The organism is Bacillus sp. FSL L8-0358, from assembly GCF_038593095.1.
Lineage (GTDB): Bacteria > Bacillota > Bacilli > Bacillales > Bacillaceae > Bacillus > Bacillus subtilis.
Window position 1 is genome coordinate 215,346 of the sequence record NZ_CP151962.1, and the last position, 15,038, is coordinate 230,383.

15 protein-coding genes are annotated in these 15,038 nt (G+C 44.5%); 8 read left to right on the top strand and 7 right to left on the bottom strand.

The window, feature by feature from the left end:
- Positions 1-18: 18 nt before the first annotated feature.
- On the bottom strand, positions 19-822 hold the full coding sequence (gene blaOXA, locus NYE49_RS01235; protein ID WP_015382631.1) for a class D beta-lactamase: 804 nt from the start codon (positions 820-822) through the stop codon (positions 19-21).
- A gap of 172 nt (positions 823-994) precedes the next feature.
- Between blaOXA and cypC the strand changes: the two genes are divergently transcribed.
- Positions 995-2,248, top strand: coding sequence for a fatty-acid peroxygenase (gene cypC, locus NYE49_RS01240; protein ID WP_015382632.1), 1,254 nt, complete (start codon positions 995-997; stop codon positions 2,246-2,248).
- 40 nt (positions 2,249-2,288) lie between these two features.
- Here cypC and NYE49_RS01245 read toward each other — a convergent pair whose 3' ends face one another.
- Entirely contained in the window at positions 2,289-2,549 is a 261-nt protein-coding gene (locus NYE49_RS01245; protein WP_003234883.1) for a hypothetical protein, read from the bottom strand.
- Between the two features lie 267 nt (positions 2,550-2,816).
- On the opposite strand from NYE49_RS01245, the gene NYE49_RS01250 reads away from it, so the two are divergent.
- Positions 2,817-4,436 (top strand): APC family permease, encoded by a 1,620-nt coding sequence (locus tag NYE49_RS01250; RefSeq protein WP_015482728.1) that lies wholly within the window; start codon positions 2,817-2,819, stop codon positions 4,434-4,436.
- 46 nt (positions 4,437-4,482) lie between these two features.
- Here NYE49_RS01250 and NYE49_RS01255 read toward each other — a convergent pair whose 3' ends face one another.
- Together NYE49_RS01255 and glpT are read right to left on the bottom strand one after the other, a co-directional pair.
- On the bottom strand, positions 4,483-5,364 hold the full coding sequence (locus NYE49_RS01255) for a glycerophosphodiester phosphodiesterase (protein WP_047182005.1): 882 nt from the start codon (positions 5,362-5,364) through the stop codon (positions 4,483-4,485).
- A gap of 98 nt (positions 5,365-5,462) precedes the next feature.
- Positions 5,463-6,797, bottom strand: a complete 1,335-nt coding sequence (gene glpT, locus NYE49_RS01260) for a glycerol-3-phosphate transporter (RefSeq protein ID WP_003246460.1) — start codon at positions 6,795-6,797, stop codon at positions 5,463-5,465.
- Positions 6,798-7,093: 296 nt separating this feature from the next.
- Here glpT and NYE49_RS01265 point away from each other — a divergent pair, with 296 nt between their 5' ends.
- The 3 genes from NYE49_RS01265 to NYE49_RS01275 all read left to right on the top strand — a co-directional run bounded on the left by NYE49_RS01265 (position 7,094) and on the right by NYE49_RS01275 (position 9,598).
- The gene (locus NYE49_RS01265) at positions 7,094-7,342 is read left to right on the top strand and encodes a YbeF family protein (RefSeq protein ID WP_015715167.1); all 249 of its coding nucleotides are present in this window, start codon (positions 7,094-7,096) and stop codon (positions 7,340-7,342) included.
- Between the two features lie 91 nt (positions 7,343-7,433).
- Positions 7,434-8,351: a helix-turn-helix domain-containing GNAT family N-acetyltransferase gene (locus NYE49_RS01270; RefSeq protein WP_047182006.1), complete on the top strand. Its 918-nt coding sequence runs from the start codon at positions 7,434-7,436 to the stop codon at positions 8,349-8,351.
- Positions 8,348-9,598, top strand: coding sequence for an MFS transporter (locus NYE49_RS01275; RefSeq protein ID WP_047183523.1), 1,251 nt, complete (start codon positions 8,348-8,350; stop codon positions 9,596-9,598). Before NYE49_RS01270 ends, NYE49_RS01275 begins: the two co-directional genes overlap by 4 nt.
- Before the next feature lie 33 nt (positions 9,599-9,631).
- Here the strand turns inward: NYE49_RS01275 and NYE49_RS01280 are convergent, their stop codons facing one another.
- The 3 genes from NYE49_RS01280 to NYE49_RS01290 all read right to left on the bottom strand — a co-directional run bounded on the left by NYE49_RS01280 (position 9,632) and on the right by NYE49_RS01290 (position 12,128).
- A complete protein-coding gene (locus NYE49_RS01280) occupies positions 9,632-10,060 on the bottom strand; it encodes a hypothetical protein (RefSeq protein WP_047182007.1) in 429 nt (142 codons plus the stop codon).
- Between the two features lie 323 nt (positions 10,061-10,383).
- A complete protein-coding gene (locus NYE49_RS01285) occupies positions 10,384-11,304 on the bottom strand; it encodes a DMT family transporter (protein ID WP_047182008.1) in 921 nt (306 codons plus the stop codon).
- Positions 11,301-12,128 (bottom strand): AraC family transcriptional regulator, encoded by an 828-nt coding sequence (locus NYE49_RS01290; protein ID WP_003246321.1) that lies wholly within the window; start codon positions 12,126-12,128, stop codon positions 11,301-11,303. The genes NYE49_RS01285 and NYE49_RS01290 overlap by 4 nt, the downstream gene beginning before the upstream one ends.
- A 215-nt stretch (positions 12,129-12,343) precedes the next feature.
- On the opposite strand from NYE49_RS01290, the gene purT reads away from it, so the two are divergent.
- From purT to NYE49_RS01305, 3 genes are all read left to right on the top strand, one after another.
- Positions 12,344-13,513, top strand: coding sequence for a phosphoribosylglycinamide formyltransferase 2 (purT, locus tag NYE49_RS01295; RefSeq protein WP_342411018.1), 1,170 nt, complete (start codon positions 12,344-12,346; stop codon positions 13,511-13,513).
- A gap of 143 nt (positions 13,514-13,656) precedes the next feature.
- A complete protein-coding gene (mpr, locus tag NYE49_RS01300) occupies positions 13,657-14,598 on the top strand; it encodes an extracellular metalloprotease Mpr (protein WP_015252930.1) in 942 nt (313 codons plus the stop codon).
- The gene (locus tag NYE49_RS01305; RefSeq protein ID WP_015482736.1) at positions 14,561-14,959 is read left to right on the top strand and encodes a YbfJ family protein; all 399 of its coding nucleotides are present in this window, start codon (positions 14,561-14,563) and stop codon (positions 14,957-14,959) included. Before mpr ends, NYE49_RS01305 begins: the two co-directional genes overlap by 38 nt.
- Positions 14,960-15,038 lie beyond the last annotated feature (79 nt).

The following is a 15,038-nucleotide window of genomic DNA, read 5'->3' on the forward strand; positions in this document are numbered from 1 at the left end:
CGTGCAGGGCTCTTTTATTTAGGATCTGATCAGGCCATACTTTTTCAGGATATCCACGGTGATGTTTTTGGCTTTTGTGCCGGAATCATCGACATTGGTGACAAAGACATAAGAGCCATGCTCTGTTTTGATGAATCCGACAAACCATCCTAATCCCATATCTGTCAGGCGGGTTCCGGTTTTCCCGTAGAGCGTGTAATGATCGCCTTCCTCTTGAATCATCATGCGCTTGACGGTTTTCATTACCGGCTTGTCAAATGGAAGCTCCTCTTTAAATAGTTTCTCCAAAAAGGTTTCTTGTTCCAGCGGAGATATTGTGAGCGAGCTTTGCAGCCAAAACTGGTCGATTCCCCCGCTGATATCCTCGTTGCCGTAAGATAGTGTATGAAGCCATGTTTTCATTCTTTCCTCGCCGATATCTCTCGCTAATGCCTGATAATACCAGATTGCGGATTCGCGCATGGCCGAGCCAAGCGTATGGTCGCGGTTCCATGATTCGAATTCACGCTTGACCCCGTCCCATCGTTTAACATCGTATTCATCTCTTACAGCTTTGACCTGCAAACCGATTAAAGCGTTCACGACTTTAAAGGTGGATTGCGGAGTTTGTCTTTGATTTGCCCGTTTTCTGTTATAGACAAATGTCTGCTCCTTTTGTAAATCGTGAAGAATGAAGGTTCCATCCGTATCCTTGAATTCGTCATCGACATTCATTCTGCTGACATTCAAGTGTTTTTCATGAGCAGATGATGCTGCGTGGACGGAGAAGCCGCCGATCCCTGCAATACTCAGCACAAGCACAACATATATCCATTTTTTCATTTTGTTCTCCCCTTCGTTTTGATTAACTACCTTTTCTCTATTTCGTTTGTTCTTCCTTTAAAAAATAATCAAAAAGCGCTTAAATTTGGTTTTGTAAACAAATACTGTTACTGGGTTTATATTCGGAAGATAACGTGAAAATAGAGGGTAAAAAGGAAGGCAGGGTAAGCGGATGAATGAGCAGATTCCACATGACAAAAGTCTCGATAACAGTCTGACACTGCTGAAGGAAGGGTATTTATTTATTAAAAACAGAACAGAGCGCTACAATTCAGATCTGTTTCAGGCCCGTTTGTTGGGAAAAAACTTTATTTGCATGACTGGCGCTGAGGCGGCGAAGGTGTTTTATGATACGGATCGATTCCAGCGGCAGAACGCTTTGCCTAAGCGGGTGCAGAAATCGCTGTTTGGTGTTAATGCGATTCAGGGAATGGATGGCAGCGCGCATATCCATCGGAAGATGCTTTTTCTGTCATTGATGACACCGCCGCATCAAAAACGTTTGGCTGAGTTGATGACAGAGGAGTGGAAAGCAGCAGTCACAAGATGGGAGAAGGCAGATGAGGTTGTGTTATTTGAAGAAGCAAAAGAAATCCTGTGCCGGGTAGCGTGCTATTGGGCAGGTGTTCCGTTGAAGGAAACGGAAGTCAAAGAGAGAGCGGATGACTTCATTGACATGGTCGATGCGTTCGGTGCTGTGGGACCGCGGCATTGGAAGGGAAGAAGAGCAAGGCCGCGTGCGGAAGAGTGGATTGAAGTCATGATTGAAGATGCTCGTGCCGGCTTGCTGAAAACGACTCCCGGAACAGCGCTGCATGAAATGGCTTTTCACACACAAGAAGATGGAAGCCAGCTGGATTCCCGTATGGCAGCCATTGAGCTGATTAATGTATTGCGGCCTATTGTCGCCATTTCTTACTTTCTTGTGTTTTCAGCTTTGGCGCTTCATGAGCATCCGAAATATAAGGAATGGCTGCGGTCTGGAAACAGCCGGGAAAGAGAAATGTTTGTGCAGGAGGTCCGCAGATATTATCCGTTCGGCCCATTTTTAGGGGCGCTTGTCAAAAAAGATTTTGTATGGAATAACTGTGAGTTTAAGAAGGGCACATCGGTGCTGCTTGATGTATATGGAACGAACCACGACCCTCGTCTATGGGATCATCCCGATGAATTCCGACCGGAACGATTTGCGGAGCGGGAAGAAAATCTGTTTGATATGATTCCTCAAGGCGGGGGGCACGCCGAGAAAGGCCACCGCTGTCCAGGGGAAGGCATTACAATTGAAGTCATGAAAGCGAGCCTGGATTTCCTCGTCCATCAGATTGAATACGATGTTCCGGAACAATCACTGCATTACAGTCTCGCCAGAATGCCGTCATTGCCTGAAAGCGGCTTTGTAATGAGCGGAATCAGACGAAAAGGTTAAATTAAAAAGCTCTCTTCCTTTATCGAAGAGAGCTTTTTGATTACTTCTTTTTTTCATCGTAGTATTGGACGGGATACATGGAGCCCTCTGATACCATTTTGTTGTCCTCGATATCTTGCGGGTCCGGGTGGCCGGCTTTATCGACTGGGAACGTTTCCATGTCTGGCTGTTTTGTTATTTTCATCTTCATGCTGTGAATGAATTCTCTTGCCTTTTGGCGATTTGACGGGTCTTTTAATAGATAAGAAGTGATGCCGACAGTTGAAACAGCGAGACCTGAAAGTAACAGCTTTTGTTTCATGGTGATACTCCTTTCTATTTTAAGAATAGTGTTTCCTGTATCATTCCCGTTTTGGAAATAGCTAAACCTATTGTGTTTTTATCATTGGGGTTCACAGTAAATTCCATTTAAGAAGAAACTAGTGACTTCATTCCTGTATTGGAAGGTAATATACATTGACTTATTATAGTTTCAGTCAAAATTCGATAAATATTGACAAAGTAAAGTAATCAGAATAATAATATAATTAGCAAGAGAATGTCATCATACATGAAAGGTGTTTACGATATGAATCAATTGCATCGAAGAATGGGAACGTTTTCCCTCATGATGGTCGGGCTCGGATCGATGATCGGTTCAGGCTGGCTGTTCGGGGCTTGGCGTGCGGCTCAAATAGCAGGGCCAGCTGCTATTATTTCATGGGTTATTGGAATGGTCGTCATTTTATTTATTGCTCTTTCTTATAGTGAACTAGGTTCTATGTTCCCTGAAGCGGGGGGAATGGTAAAATATACGCAATATTCACACGGTTCGTTTATCGGTTTTATTGCGGGCTGGGCCAACTGGATTGCGATTGTGTCCGTCATTCCGGTTGAAGCGGTGGCCTCCGTTCAATATATGAGTTCTTGGCCTTGGGAATGGGCGAAATGGACAAGCGGTTTGGTGAAGAATGGAACGCTGACTGGGGAAGGACTAGCATTTGCCTCTGTATTGCTTCTCATTTATTTTCTGCTGAACTACTGGACAGTCAATCTATTTTCGAAAGCGAATTCATTAATTACGATTTTTAAAATTATTATTCCGGGTCTTACGATTGGAGCTTTGCTGTTTGTCGGATTCCACGGAGAAAACTTTACTGGCGGTCAAAGCATTGCGCCGAATGGCTGGGCAAGTGTGCTGACGGCGGTTGCCACTTCAGGTATCGTTTTTGCGTTTAATGGTTTCCAAAGCCCGATTAATATGGCGGGTGAAGCAAAAAATCCGGGGAAATCAATTCCGATTGCGGTTGTCGGCTCTCTTTTCGTTGCAACAGTGATTTATGTCCTGCTGCAGATCGCCTTCATCGGAGCGGTGAATCCTTCTGATATTGCTCACGGCTGGAGCCATCTGAATTTTAATTCTCCTTTTGCTGATCTGGCGATTGCGCTGAATATTAACTGGCTTGTTATTGTGTTATATGCAGATGCATTTGTATCACCGTCTGGAACAGGGATTACGTATACGGCGACAACGTCCCGAATGATTTACGGAATGGAAAAAAACAAATACATGCCGAGTATATTCGGGAAGCTTCATCCGATTTACGGCGTTCCGCGACAAGCAATGTTCTTTAACTTGATTGTGTCGTTCATCTTTTTGTTCCTGTTCAGAGGGTGGGGCGTATTAGCGGAAATTATTTCCGTTGCTACGTTAATTTCTTATATCACCGGCCCGATCACAGTGATGACATTGAGACGGACGGGGAAAGACCTGTACAGGCCTCTTCGTTTAAAAGGCTTAAACGTGATTGCGCCGCTTGGATTTATCTTTGCGTCACTGGTGCTGTATTGGGCGCGCTGGCCGTTAACAGGACAGGTTCTGTTTATTATCCTGATCGGTCTTCCGATTTATTTCTATTATCAGGCGAAGGCGAAATGGAAAGGGTTTGGCCGGAACTTTAAAGCCGGCGTCTGGATGGTGTTTTATCTGCTGGCCATGATGGTCATTTCTTATTTGGGCAGTGATAAATTCGGCGGCCTGAATGTCATTCATTATGGCTGGGATATGGTTCTGATTGCGATGGTATCACTTGTATTCTATGTGTGGGCGCTGAAGAGCGGCTACCAGACAGAATACTTAAAGGATGCGAAAGAGATAAATTCTCAGCTGCATAATGGACAGTCAGAAGCTGCTGCCGGAAAAGAATAAAATATAGAAGAAAACCTTGCGATAGTTGTCGCAAGGTTTTTTTCGTTTAATAACCCTTTTTTACTTTGTGGAAAAGATCAGGATAGTTGGTGAACACTCCTGTTACGCCCCAATAAAGGAGGCGATGCATATCAGATTCATTATTGACTGTGTAAGGGTGAAGCAGGAGGCCGTGGCTGCGGATCATACGGACGTTTTCTTGATTTAAAGCTTTATAATCCGGGCCCGCACCGACAGCGTATGTTTTGATTTCTTCCAGGGCAGCATCTGTCATTGACGCCATTTGTTTGGCTTCCAACAATTGAACGGTCGGCAGGTTTGGCTGTAATTGATGGACTTTTACCAGGCTTTCTTTGCTGAACGATTGAATGATCACCTGGCCAGGCTTAGAATGCTTCCCCAGTAATTTATGTTTCTGCAAAGAAGCGATCAGTTTTTCTTCCATACCTGGGTAGGTGTCAGGCGATTTTGTTTCAATGTAGTAGTTCGCGTGCTTTCCGAAACGGTCTAATACCTCTTCTAATGTAGGAACTTTAAGGCCGACGTACTGCGGCTTTGCTTTTTCCGGATAGGCTTCATTAAACCAAGAACCGGCGTCAAGCTTCTTAATGTCTGCGAGCGTATGGTCTTTCACCCAGCCCGTTCCGTTTGTGGTACGGTCCAGTTTTTCGTCATGCATGACAATCAATTTCCCGTCTTTTGTCATTTGCAGATCCAATTCAATATAATCAGCTTTCATTTTCTGAGCGGTTTCGTAAGACAGAATCGTGTGCTCAGGCACATATCCAGAAGCCCCTCTGTGCGCGACGGTCAGGATACGGTCAGGTGACAGCAGGTTTCCTTTTGACGCTGCCGACACTGGCGTTACCATAAATGAGAGTAAGCCCAGCGACAGAACAAACAAGGCCAGTATTCTATTTTTTCTCATGATTTCTCCTCCTTATAGATAAGCACTACCTGTCTTTCATATTAAAAAACGGATGTAAACGGCGTGTTGGAAAACTATTAATCTTTTATGTGTCTTTCTTAAACATGCTCTGCCCGTTTTCCTGTATTCCACGTCAAAGCCAAGAAGACGATGGCAAGAATGCAGGATGAGATCAGCATGATAAAGCCGCCGTTCCAGTTAAAACGGTCAACGACAAAGCCCATAATGGCGTTTGCGAAAGCGGATCCGCCGATGTATCCGAAAAATCCGGTCAAACCGGCTGCAGTTCCGGCTGCTTTTTTCGGTGCTAGATCGATCGCTTGCAGGCCGATTAGCATAACAGGTCCGTAGATTAAGAAGCCAATGCTGATTAAGGCGATATTGTCTACGAGCGGATTGCCGGCCGGATTCAGCCAGTACACCAATACGGCAATGAAAACACCCGCCATAAACAAAACGCCTGCCGGTGCCCGGCGGCTTTTGAAGAATCGGTCACTGATCCAGCCGCACAAGATCGTTCCCGGTATGCCTGCGTATTCGTAAAGAAAATACGACCAGCGCGAGTCTTCAGGAGAAAAGCCTTTGGCTTCTGTTAAGTAAGTAGGCGCCCAGTCAACCACGCCGTACCGCACGAAATAAACAAATACATTGGCAAAAGCGATGTACCAAAGAAATTTGTTGTTCAGCACATATTGAAAAAGAATTTCTTTTGTTGTTAATTCTTTTTCCTGATTTTTAAAAGCGTGTTTTGGATAGTCATTCCGATACTCTTCAATTGGCGGGAGTCCGCAGGATTGAGGCGTATCACGAACCAATAAAACAATTAAAAATGAAATGATAATGGCGATGATGGCAGGGAAGAAAAACACGCTTTTCCAAGTGACGAACATCGCGATCCCAAGAGTGACAAGCGGAGCAAGAATACCGCCGCCTATGTTATGGGCGACATTCCAGATCGACATTTTTGTGCCGCGTTCACTTATGGAGAACCAATGGGCCATCGTCCTGCCGCATGGCGGCCAGCCCATTCCTTGAAACCATCCGTTGATAAACATAAAAATAAACATGATGGTGACGCTCGAAGTCACCCAAGGCATTGAAACGAATAGAATATTAACGATTGCTGATAAAAATAGGCCTGTCGCCAGAAAATATCTCGGATTACAGCGGTCAGACACCATTCCCATGATGAATTTGCTGAAGCCGTACGCAATGGACACAGCGGCCAGCACCAAACCCAGTTCTGTTTTCGAAAATCCCTGTTCCTGCAGATAAGGAATGGCAAAGGCAAAGTTTTTCCGCAGCAGGTAGTAGCCTGCGTAGCCAATGAAAATACCAATGAATACTTGCAGCCTGAGCCGTTTGTATGCCGCATCCATCTTTGAATCATCCAGTCTCTCAATGTGAGGAGCCGGTTTAAATATATTTAGCATTAACAATTATCCCCCTTTGCTGTTTGTGCTGGATGTGTGGCGTGCCTCCTTTCCCGAAAAACAAAAAGAGCCAGAAAACACCCCTTGTCAAAAGGGGTTGGATTCCTGGCTCTCCTCATCTCCATCCAAGCTATTAACTTATCATGATAGCGCTTTCTTAAATTATCATAGTCCGGAGCGAATGTAAACGGGTAATTTTCAAATTGGACCTTATGGAAGTAAATATTATCCTTTTACTAAATGCAGTTATGTTTTTTTACTAGTAACATAAAAATCTGGAGGGAGGCTGTTTAAAGGTGGATGAATTAGATATCGCATTCTTTATTTTACCGTTAGGAATTATGCTGCTATCGATTGTCGGGACCTGTATTTGTAAAAACCCGTATCTGATGCCAATGCTTAGTTTGGTGATTTCTCTTGTGCTCACCTTTACCATTTTTAATGAATCATTTTTGGGATGGGCTGTTGTCTATAGCTTGGTTTCTCTGGCTTTATCCTATATCACATTGATTGTGGTAAGGAAAAGGAAGGAATCAGGAAATTAAAAAGACCTCACTTTCTAACATATCGTTGACTAAAGCAACTATATGTGATTATAATTGCCTTAGTCAACAATATTAGAAAGTGGGGATTGATTTGAAAACAAGAGAATCATCTGTCGGATTAAAATTCAGAAAGTTCAATCGATTTTATACAAACGTCCTTGGTTTCCTTAATGAGCACATTTACGACAGCCCGTTTTCCTTAACAGAAACACGGATTTTATTTGAGATTTATAATACGCCTAATTGTACGGCAAAAGCTCTTCAGGATAAACTGGGGCTTGACAGGGGATATGTCAGCAGGATTGTGAAGCAGTTTGAAAAAGAAGATTTGATCTATAAACAGAGGAGCAAAGATGACGCCCGCCACCATTATATTTTTGTCACAGAAACAGGAAAAATGATTTATAAAAAGCTGGAGGAGAAAGCCAACGAACAAGTAGAACTGATGCTGAAGGAAATCAACCAAAAGGAGCAGCACAAGCTTGCCGAGGCGATGGCAGAGATTGAAGCGATCCTTTCACAGTCGCTTTCTGCCAGAACATCAGAGATATCGATTAGAGATTATTTTCTTTCGGAGGATCTACAACTCCTTATTGAGAAACAAAGACAATTTTACGCGGAGGCTCACGGTTGGGATGACACGTTTTTAGCTTATCTTCAGGAGACATTTGACGCTGACATCGAAAAAATATGGATTGCGGAAAGCGGCGGGAAATTTGCCGGCTCTGTCGGATTGGTCAAGCATGATGAAAAGACAGTCCAGCTCAGATGGTTTCTGGTTGATGCGGATTTTCGGGGCAGGGGGCTCGGCACGCAATTGCTGGAGCATCTGGTTGCATACTGCCAAGACATGAAGTTTGACCGCATTTTCCTTTGGACGGTGAGCACCATGGCTGAGGCTCGTCCGCTCTATGAAAAATTTGGATTCAAGATAAGTGAAGTGAAACAAGAAGCGCCATTATGGGGACAGCAGCTGACAGAAGAACGGTGGGATTTGGAGCTGTCATGAAAAGACTGCATTATGCGTGGATCATCGTCTCCGTCACCTTTTTGATCTTATTGGCGGTTCAGGGGGTGCGGCTGTCGTTTGGTGCGTTTGTGGAGCCGTGGGAACGGCAGTTTTCAATGGATAGAAGCACCATCTCGCTGATTTCGACGATGAGTTTTATTGTTTATGGCATATCACAGCCTGTGATTGGGCGGCTTGTGGACAAATGGGGTGCCCGGGCTGTTTTGGCATGGAGTGCGTTACTGACAGGAGTCAGCATTTTCTTAACATACCTTGTGACTTCGCCTTGGCAGCTGTTTCTGCTTTATGGGCTGGGTGTCTCACTTGGAGTGGGCGGAGCATCGAATGTGGCGGCAAGTGTATTGGTCGTCAATTGGTTCAGCAAAAAGCGGGGACTAGCCTTTGGGATCATGGAAGCAGGCTTTGGCGCGGGGCAAATGCTTCTCGTTCCCGGCTCACTCATGTTGATCCATTGGTTTAGCTGGAAGCTGACGGTTGTGGTGTTGGGACTGCTGTTAATCGTGATTGTCTTTCCGGCTGCGCTGCTGATGCTGCGGAACAATCCTTCAGAAAAGAATACAGAGCCGATAGGCGGACTGGCTGCATCAGAAAAAGAAACAGCGCCCAAAACAACAGCTCTTTCAGTGGCCGGGATGTTTCGTATGAGGCAATTCTGGTTCTTGATTTTTCCGTTTTTGATCTGTGGATTTACGACCGTGGGGCTGATGGATACCCATTTGATTCCGTTTTCTCATGATCATGGCTTTTCAACGACAGTCACGAGTGCTGCTGTCAGTCTGCTGGCAGGCTTTAATATTGCTGGCATCTTGCTGTCCGGAATTGTAGCGGATCGGTGGAGCAGCCGGAAAATCCTGTGCTTTTTATATGCGGTGCGGGCGCTGTCGATCGTGATTCTTATTTACAGCCACGAGCCTTACTTGCTTTTAGCCTTTGCGATTCTGTTTGGATTAGTGGACTTTGCAACGGTAGCACCGACTCAAATGCTCGCCACTCAGTACTTTCAAAACTACTCGATCGGCCTCATGATTGGCTGGCTGTCACTCGCCCATCAGATCGGATCGGCACTAGGTGCGTATGTACCCGGCGTCATCTACACGGTAACGGGTGAGTATACACTGGCTTTTTATTTGTCGATTGGAATGCTCGTGCTTGCGAGCGTAATGAATGTGATGCTGAGGGAGCCAGCTGCGGTTACGCGTGACAGTGCGGCTGTGGTAGACAAGTGATGAGGACAAAGGGAAAGCATCTCTGATTTGGGATTATTCAGAGATGCTTTTTTTGTATTTTTGTTCTAATACGAAGTCGATCATACCGACTATGCGGGTGTTTTCGGATTTTTGTTTGAAGCGTTCAGAAATTTGAACTTTTCTTGAAAATGGGGAAACACCAAATACCCATATTAGGCCAATTAACACAAAAAACATTTGTACACCCATTTCTATTAAATCATTATAATGAGAACTGAAAAAATAAATATATAACGTTATTAATGTTACTGTAAATACGATTTTGACAGTGTGTTTGAATGTGAGCTGTGGTTCAATTAAACACACTTTCATTTGGTTGAGTGTGAAAGAGTCTTGTTTCATTAGGTACAAAAGTAAATCATTATCGTTTTGACTGATAGGGTACAAGTCAGTTTCTATTTTTTTTGTGATCTCCTGATATTTATGTATATTACTTTTCATATAGAATCCTCCCTTAAGAATAACTCCATGAGTCCTCTAAAAGGACCCATGGAGATCAAGACTATTAATAATGTATGGAAGAGTACTGCAACTGCTCCTGCTTCAGGGCCTTTTTTAAATGTAATCGAAGTTTTAAGTCCAGAAGTAGCGTTGTTATATATTGCAACGTCAAAAAGGTACAAATTAAGTATTCAATGTTTGAGTTATTGAATTACATAAAGTTCAGTCGGTAAGCAAAGACTGTTAGATAGATTTTGATAAAGTCGATTTGGAACGCAGTGAGCGCCGTTTGTGTCTGCCCATACACCCCGTGTATGATGCCGTTAAGCATCCATTTTACATCCGTTCTCCATGAGCTTCGCTTTCGGTTTCATCTCCGAGATGTAGAGGCCTAAAAGCGTAAGGGCGCCTCCTAGAAGAGCGATCCATGTCATGTTTTCATGCAGGATCAGGACGGAAGCGGCGATTGTGATAACCGGGACCATGTATATATACGCACTGGATTTGACGGCTCCGAGCACGCCGACTGAGTAATTCCAAGTGGCGAAGCACAGGGCCGAAGCGCCAATCCCTAAGAAAAGCATGTTGAGTATATTTGAAGCAGATGAAAATCGGCTTAGGTCAAAATGGAAGTCGAACAAAAATAAAGCGGGAACCATAAACAATAAACCATACAAAAATACTCTCTGTGTCAGCTCGATGATGTGGTGTTCGTAAGCGCTTAATTTTTTCATGAATATCGAGTATCCGCCAAACACGAGAGCAGCCCCGGCAGCCATGATGTCTCCGAGCGGATTTAGACGCAGTACGATATTGCCGTTGAACGTAATCAATAAAAGCCCGATCAGTGCCGAGCCAAATCCAATGAAAAAAGTCAGCCGCAGTTTTTCGCCTTCAAGCAGAAAATGGGCCAAAACCGCAGTGATCATCGGAATAATGGACACGATCATGCCGACATTGGATGCGTATGTATAGGTGAGAGCTATATTTTCTAATAGAAAGTATAAGGTTACGCCAAATAAACCAGCCCCGGCAAATAACAGCTCCTGTCGCCAATTCCTGAAAGGAATCATGTTGGGACGGACGAGGATAAGAGCGATAAAGCCCATCAAAAACCGATAAAATAATATTTCCATTGGAGAGAAGTCAGCCAGCAGAACTTTTGTCGAAATAAAGGTCGTCCCCCAAATCAGAATGGTCACAATGGCTGCGATATGCCCCGAAGTTTCTCTTTGTATGTTCATCTGTGAAGCTCCTTTTCAAAAATCTTCATGTATTGCTTCGGCGTCAGCCCCACCTGCCGTTTAAAAAACTTCGTCATATGGCTCTGATCGCTGAATCCTGTCTGAAATGCCGCATCAATTGGCCTTACCCCTTGTTCAAGGAGTTTTTTCGCTTGATTAATCCGGATTGTTTCCATGTAGCTATTAGGGGTAATGCCTTTTTGTTTTGTAAATGAACGCAATAAATGATACTTGCTCCAACCTGTTAATTCACTCAAATCATTGAGTGTGACATTTTCGGCATAATGCTCTTCTAAAAATTCACAAACCATTTTGACTTCGTCTGATGGTTCTGGAACGCTGCTAAGGAACGTGACATCTGAATAATGGCGGATCAGCTCTTCTAATAGATGAAGAAACAGCTCCTCCTTACGCAAAGCTTGTTTTTCCTCGGATATCAAAATATGCAATTCCTGCAGGCTGGCTGTCAGCTCATGGCGGAATAACACATGCTGGGAGAAATAAGGGAGATGCCCGGAGCCAGTAATCTCTTTCACCGCCTTCTCCATGATATCCGGCATGACATTGATACACCGATAATCAAGCGTCCGGCCGTCAATCTGTTCACAGCTATGCGTGTCACGAGGGTTAAAGAGGAGAAGATCACCTGGATTGATGATATATTCTTGATCCTGACAGGCCAGATACCGTTGCCCTTTTTCAATAAATCCAATCACATAATAATCGTGAAAGTGGTTCGGGAACTTTTGCATAATTCCCTTGAAGCGGTAGGCTTCTATATGAAGGTGTGGGTCAAGCTGCAGTGTGCGGGTTTCGTTTTGCATGGGATGCCTCCTGTCGGTGTGGTGGTCTTGGATTAAGTGTAGCATGATTTAGGGGGATTTCTTGTATGATGTTGCTGTTTAGGAATAGAGAAAGCAGACCGTTATTGGTCTGCTTTCGTTTAAGAATTTAAAAGATTTCATTCCTCAATAATAATTATCCCTTTTTTAATAAAAATTTATTTTTCAAATATTTCAGTTATAATGGTTTGGAACAGATAGGAGGGGCAAAGATGTATCAATCAAAGAAGGTTTTATTGTTAGGTTCAGGTGAGTTAGGTAAAGAGGTAGTGATTGAAGCCCAGCGTCTTGGGGTACAGACGGTGGCAGTTGACAGTTACGAGCATGCTCCGGCGATGCAGGTCGCGCATAACAGTTATGTTGTTGATATGCTGGACCCAGAGCAGATCAGAACCATTATTGAGAAAGAAAAGCCGGATTTGATTGTGCCTGAGGTGGAGGCGATCGCGACGGATGAATTGCTGAAGCTTGAAGAGGAAGGATTTCATGTCATCCCGAATGCCCGTGCGGCCAAGCTGACGATGGATCGGGAAGGCATCAGACGGCTTGCGGCGGAAACGCTCGGACTTGCGACGGCTGGCTATGAATTTGCGAATACATATGATGAATTTATACAAGCGGCAGCACAGATCGGTTTTCCTTGTGTCGTTAAACCATTGATGAGTTCTTCTGGAAAAGGCCAAAGCATCTGCCGCTCTGAAGCGGATTTAGAGAGCTGCTGGGAGACGGCGATGGAAGGCGGACGGGTGAAAAACGGCCGCGTAATCGTTGAGGAGTTTATCCCATTCGAATCAGAAATCACACTTTTAACCGTACGTGCGGTTAACGGTACGGCATTTTGCGAGCCGATCGGTCATGTGCAAAAGGACGGGGATTATATCGAATCATGGCAGCCGCATGATATGACAGAGCAGCAAATAGAAGAAGCGAAGCATATTGCGAAAACGATCACGGATGAGCTTGGCGGATACGGCCTGTTTGGTGTTGAGCTGTTCCTTGCGAAAGATAGGGTATATTTCAGTGAGGTATCTCCCCGTCCGCATGATACAGGCCTTGTCACGCTGGTGACGCAAAATTTGTCAGAATTTGCACTGCATGTCCGGGCGATTCTAGGCTTTCCGATTACAGAAATCACACAGCTTTCTCCTGGCGCCAGCAGGCCCCTCAAAGCGCCGGAAGAATTAGCGGATTACACTGTTGAAGGATTGGAAAACGCACTGGCAGTCCCAAAGACTCAAGTGCGCGTCTTTGGAAAGCCGATAACGAAAGCCGGACGTCGTATGGCAGTTGCGCTCTCTGCTGCTGATTCAGTTGAAACGGCAAGAGAGAATGCAAAGAAAGCGTTGGACCAGCTAACGATAAAATAGAGTTTGAGCAGGCCTTGTCATGGTACAAGGCCTGTTTTTTTCTTCCTCCGTAAAAGTTTTATCATAAGAATCAGAAACCTGATTATAATGTAAAAGTCTTCCATCAATACGGGTGGTTGACACTAAAGGAGGGAGATGACAAAATGAAATTAGTTCCAAGATTCAGAAAACAATGGTTCGCTTACTTAACGGTTTTGTGTTTGGCTTTGGCAGCGGCGGTATCTTTTGGCGTACCGGCAAAAGCGGCAGAGAACCCGCAAACTTCTGTATCGAATACCGGTAAAGAAGCTGATGCCACGAAAAACCAAACATCAAAAGCAGAACAGGTTTCCGCCCCTTATGAGGGAACCGGAAAAACAAGTAAATCGTTATACGGCGGCCAAACGGAACTGGAGAAAAACATTCAAACCTTACAGCCTTCGAGCATTATCGGAACTGATGAACGCACCAGAATCTCCAGCACTACATCTTTTCCATATAGAGCAACCGTTCAACTGTCAATCAAGTATCCCAACACTTCAAGCACTTATGGATGTACCGGATTTTTAGTCAATCCAAATACAGTCGTCACGGCTGGACATTGTGTGTACAGCCAGGATCATGGATGGGCTTCGACGATAACCGCCGCGCCGGGCCGCAATGGTTCGTCCTATCCGTACGGTACTTATTCAGGCACGATGTTTTACTCCGTCAAAGGATGGACGGAAAGCAAAGACACCAATTATGATTACGGAGCTATTAAATTAAACGGTTCTCCTGGAAACACGGTTGGCTGGTACGGCTACCGGACTACAAACAGCAGCAGTCCCGTGGGCCTTTCCTCGTCAGTGACAGGATTCCCGTGTGACAAAACCTTTGGCACGATGTGGTCTGATACAAAGCCGATACGCTCCGCTGAAACGTATAAGCTGACCTATACAACCGATACGTACGGCTGCCAAAGCGGCTCGCCTGTTTATCGAAACTACAGTGATACAGGGCAGACAGCTATTGCCATTCACACGAACGGAGGATCGTCATATAACTTGGGAACAAGGGTGACGAACGATGTATTCAACAATATTCAATATTGGGCAAATCAATAAATACAGCAAACTAGCCATATTCATGTCTATTTTGTTTTTATGCGGATGCAGTTCGCAGACGCATTCTTCTCAAAAAGAAACGACTATTCCTGTCACTCTTCATGTGGAGGATGCTAAGGGGCTGCCGGTCGAAGGGGTTCAAGTGACGATTGTCAAAGCGCCCTCTTCAGATGAGGAGCCGAGTACAGAGATTGGCGAGATACTCGGTAAAACAGACAAAAACGGAGATATCAAATGGGATACCGGCAGAAAAGGCGATTACTCAGTCGCGTTGACGAAGGGTGAAATATCAGTAACCCATCACATCTCGTTAACAGAGGATAAGAAAGATCATGCCATTCCGTTAGTCTTCAAAGAATAGCAGTTTCCTTGATTTTAAGGGAACTGCCTTTTTTTATTTATTGCAGGAAACCAAACTATATACTGGAAATTTATTATGT

What these genes read in the sequence shown, in the direction of transcription:
- blaOXA (WP_015382631.1), bottom strand. Translation starts at nt 822, where the DNA reads ATGAAAAAATGGATATATGTTGTGCTTGTGCTGAGTATTGCAGGGATC.
- cypC (WP_015382632.1), top strand. Translation starts at nt 995, where the DNA reads ATGAATGAGCAGATTCCACATGACAAAAGTCTCGATAACAGTCTGACA.
- NYE49_RS01245 (WP_003234883.1), bottom strand. Translation starts at nt 2,549, where the DNA reads ATGAAACAAAAGCTGTTACTTTCAGGTCTCGCTGTTTCAACTGTCGGC.
- NYE49_RS01250 (WP_015482728.1), top strand. Translation starts at nt 2,817, where the DNA reads ATGAATCAATTGCATCGAAGAATGGGAACGTTTTCCCTCATGATGGTC.
- NYE49_RS01255 (WP_047182005.1), bottom strand. Translation starts at nt 5,364, where the DNA reads ATGAGAAAAAATAGAATACTGGCCTTGTTTGTTCTGTCGCTGGGCTTA.
- glpT (WP_003246460.1), bottom strand. Translation starts at nt 6,797, where the DNA reads ATGCTAAATATATTTAAACCGGCTCCTCACATTGAGAGACTGGATGAT.
- NYE49_RS01275 (WP_047183523.1), top strand. Translation starts at nt 8,348, where the DNA reads ATGAAAAGACTGCATTATGCGTGGATCATCGTCTCCGTCACCTTTTTG.
- NYE49_RS01280 (WP_047182007.1), bottom strand. Translation starts at nt 10,060, where the DNA reads ATGAAAAGTAATATACATAAATATCAGGAGATCACAAAAAAAATAGAA.
- NYE49_RS01285 (WP_047182008.1), bottom strand. Translation starts at nt 11,304, where the DNA reads ATGAACATACAAAGAGAAACTTCGGGGCATATCGCAGCCATTGTGACC.
- NYE49_RS01290 (WP_003246321.1), bottom strand. Translation starts at nt 12,128, where the DNA reads ATGCAAAACGAAACCCGCACACTGCAGCTTGACCCACACCTTCATATA.
- mpr (WP_015252930.1), top strand. Translation starts at nt 13,657, where the DNA reads ATGAAATTAGTTCCAAGATTCAGAAAACAATGGTTCGCTTACTTAACG.
- NYE49_RS01305 (WP_015482736.1), top strand. Translation starts at nt 14,561, where the DNA reads ATGTATTCAACAATATTCAATATTGGGCAAATCAATAAATACAGCAAA.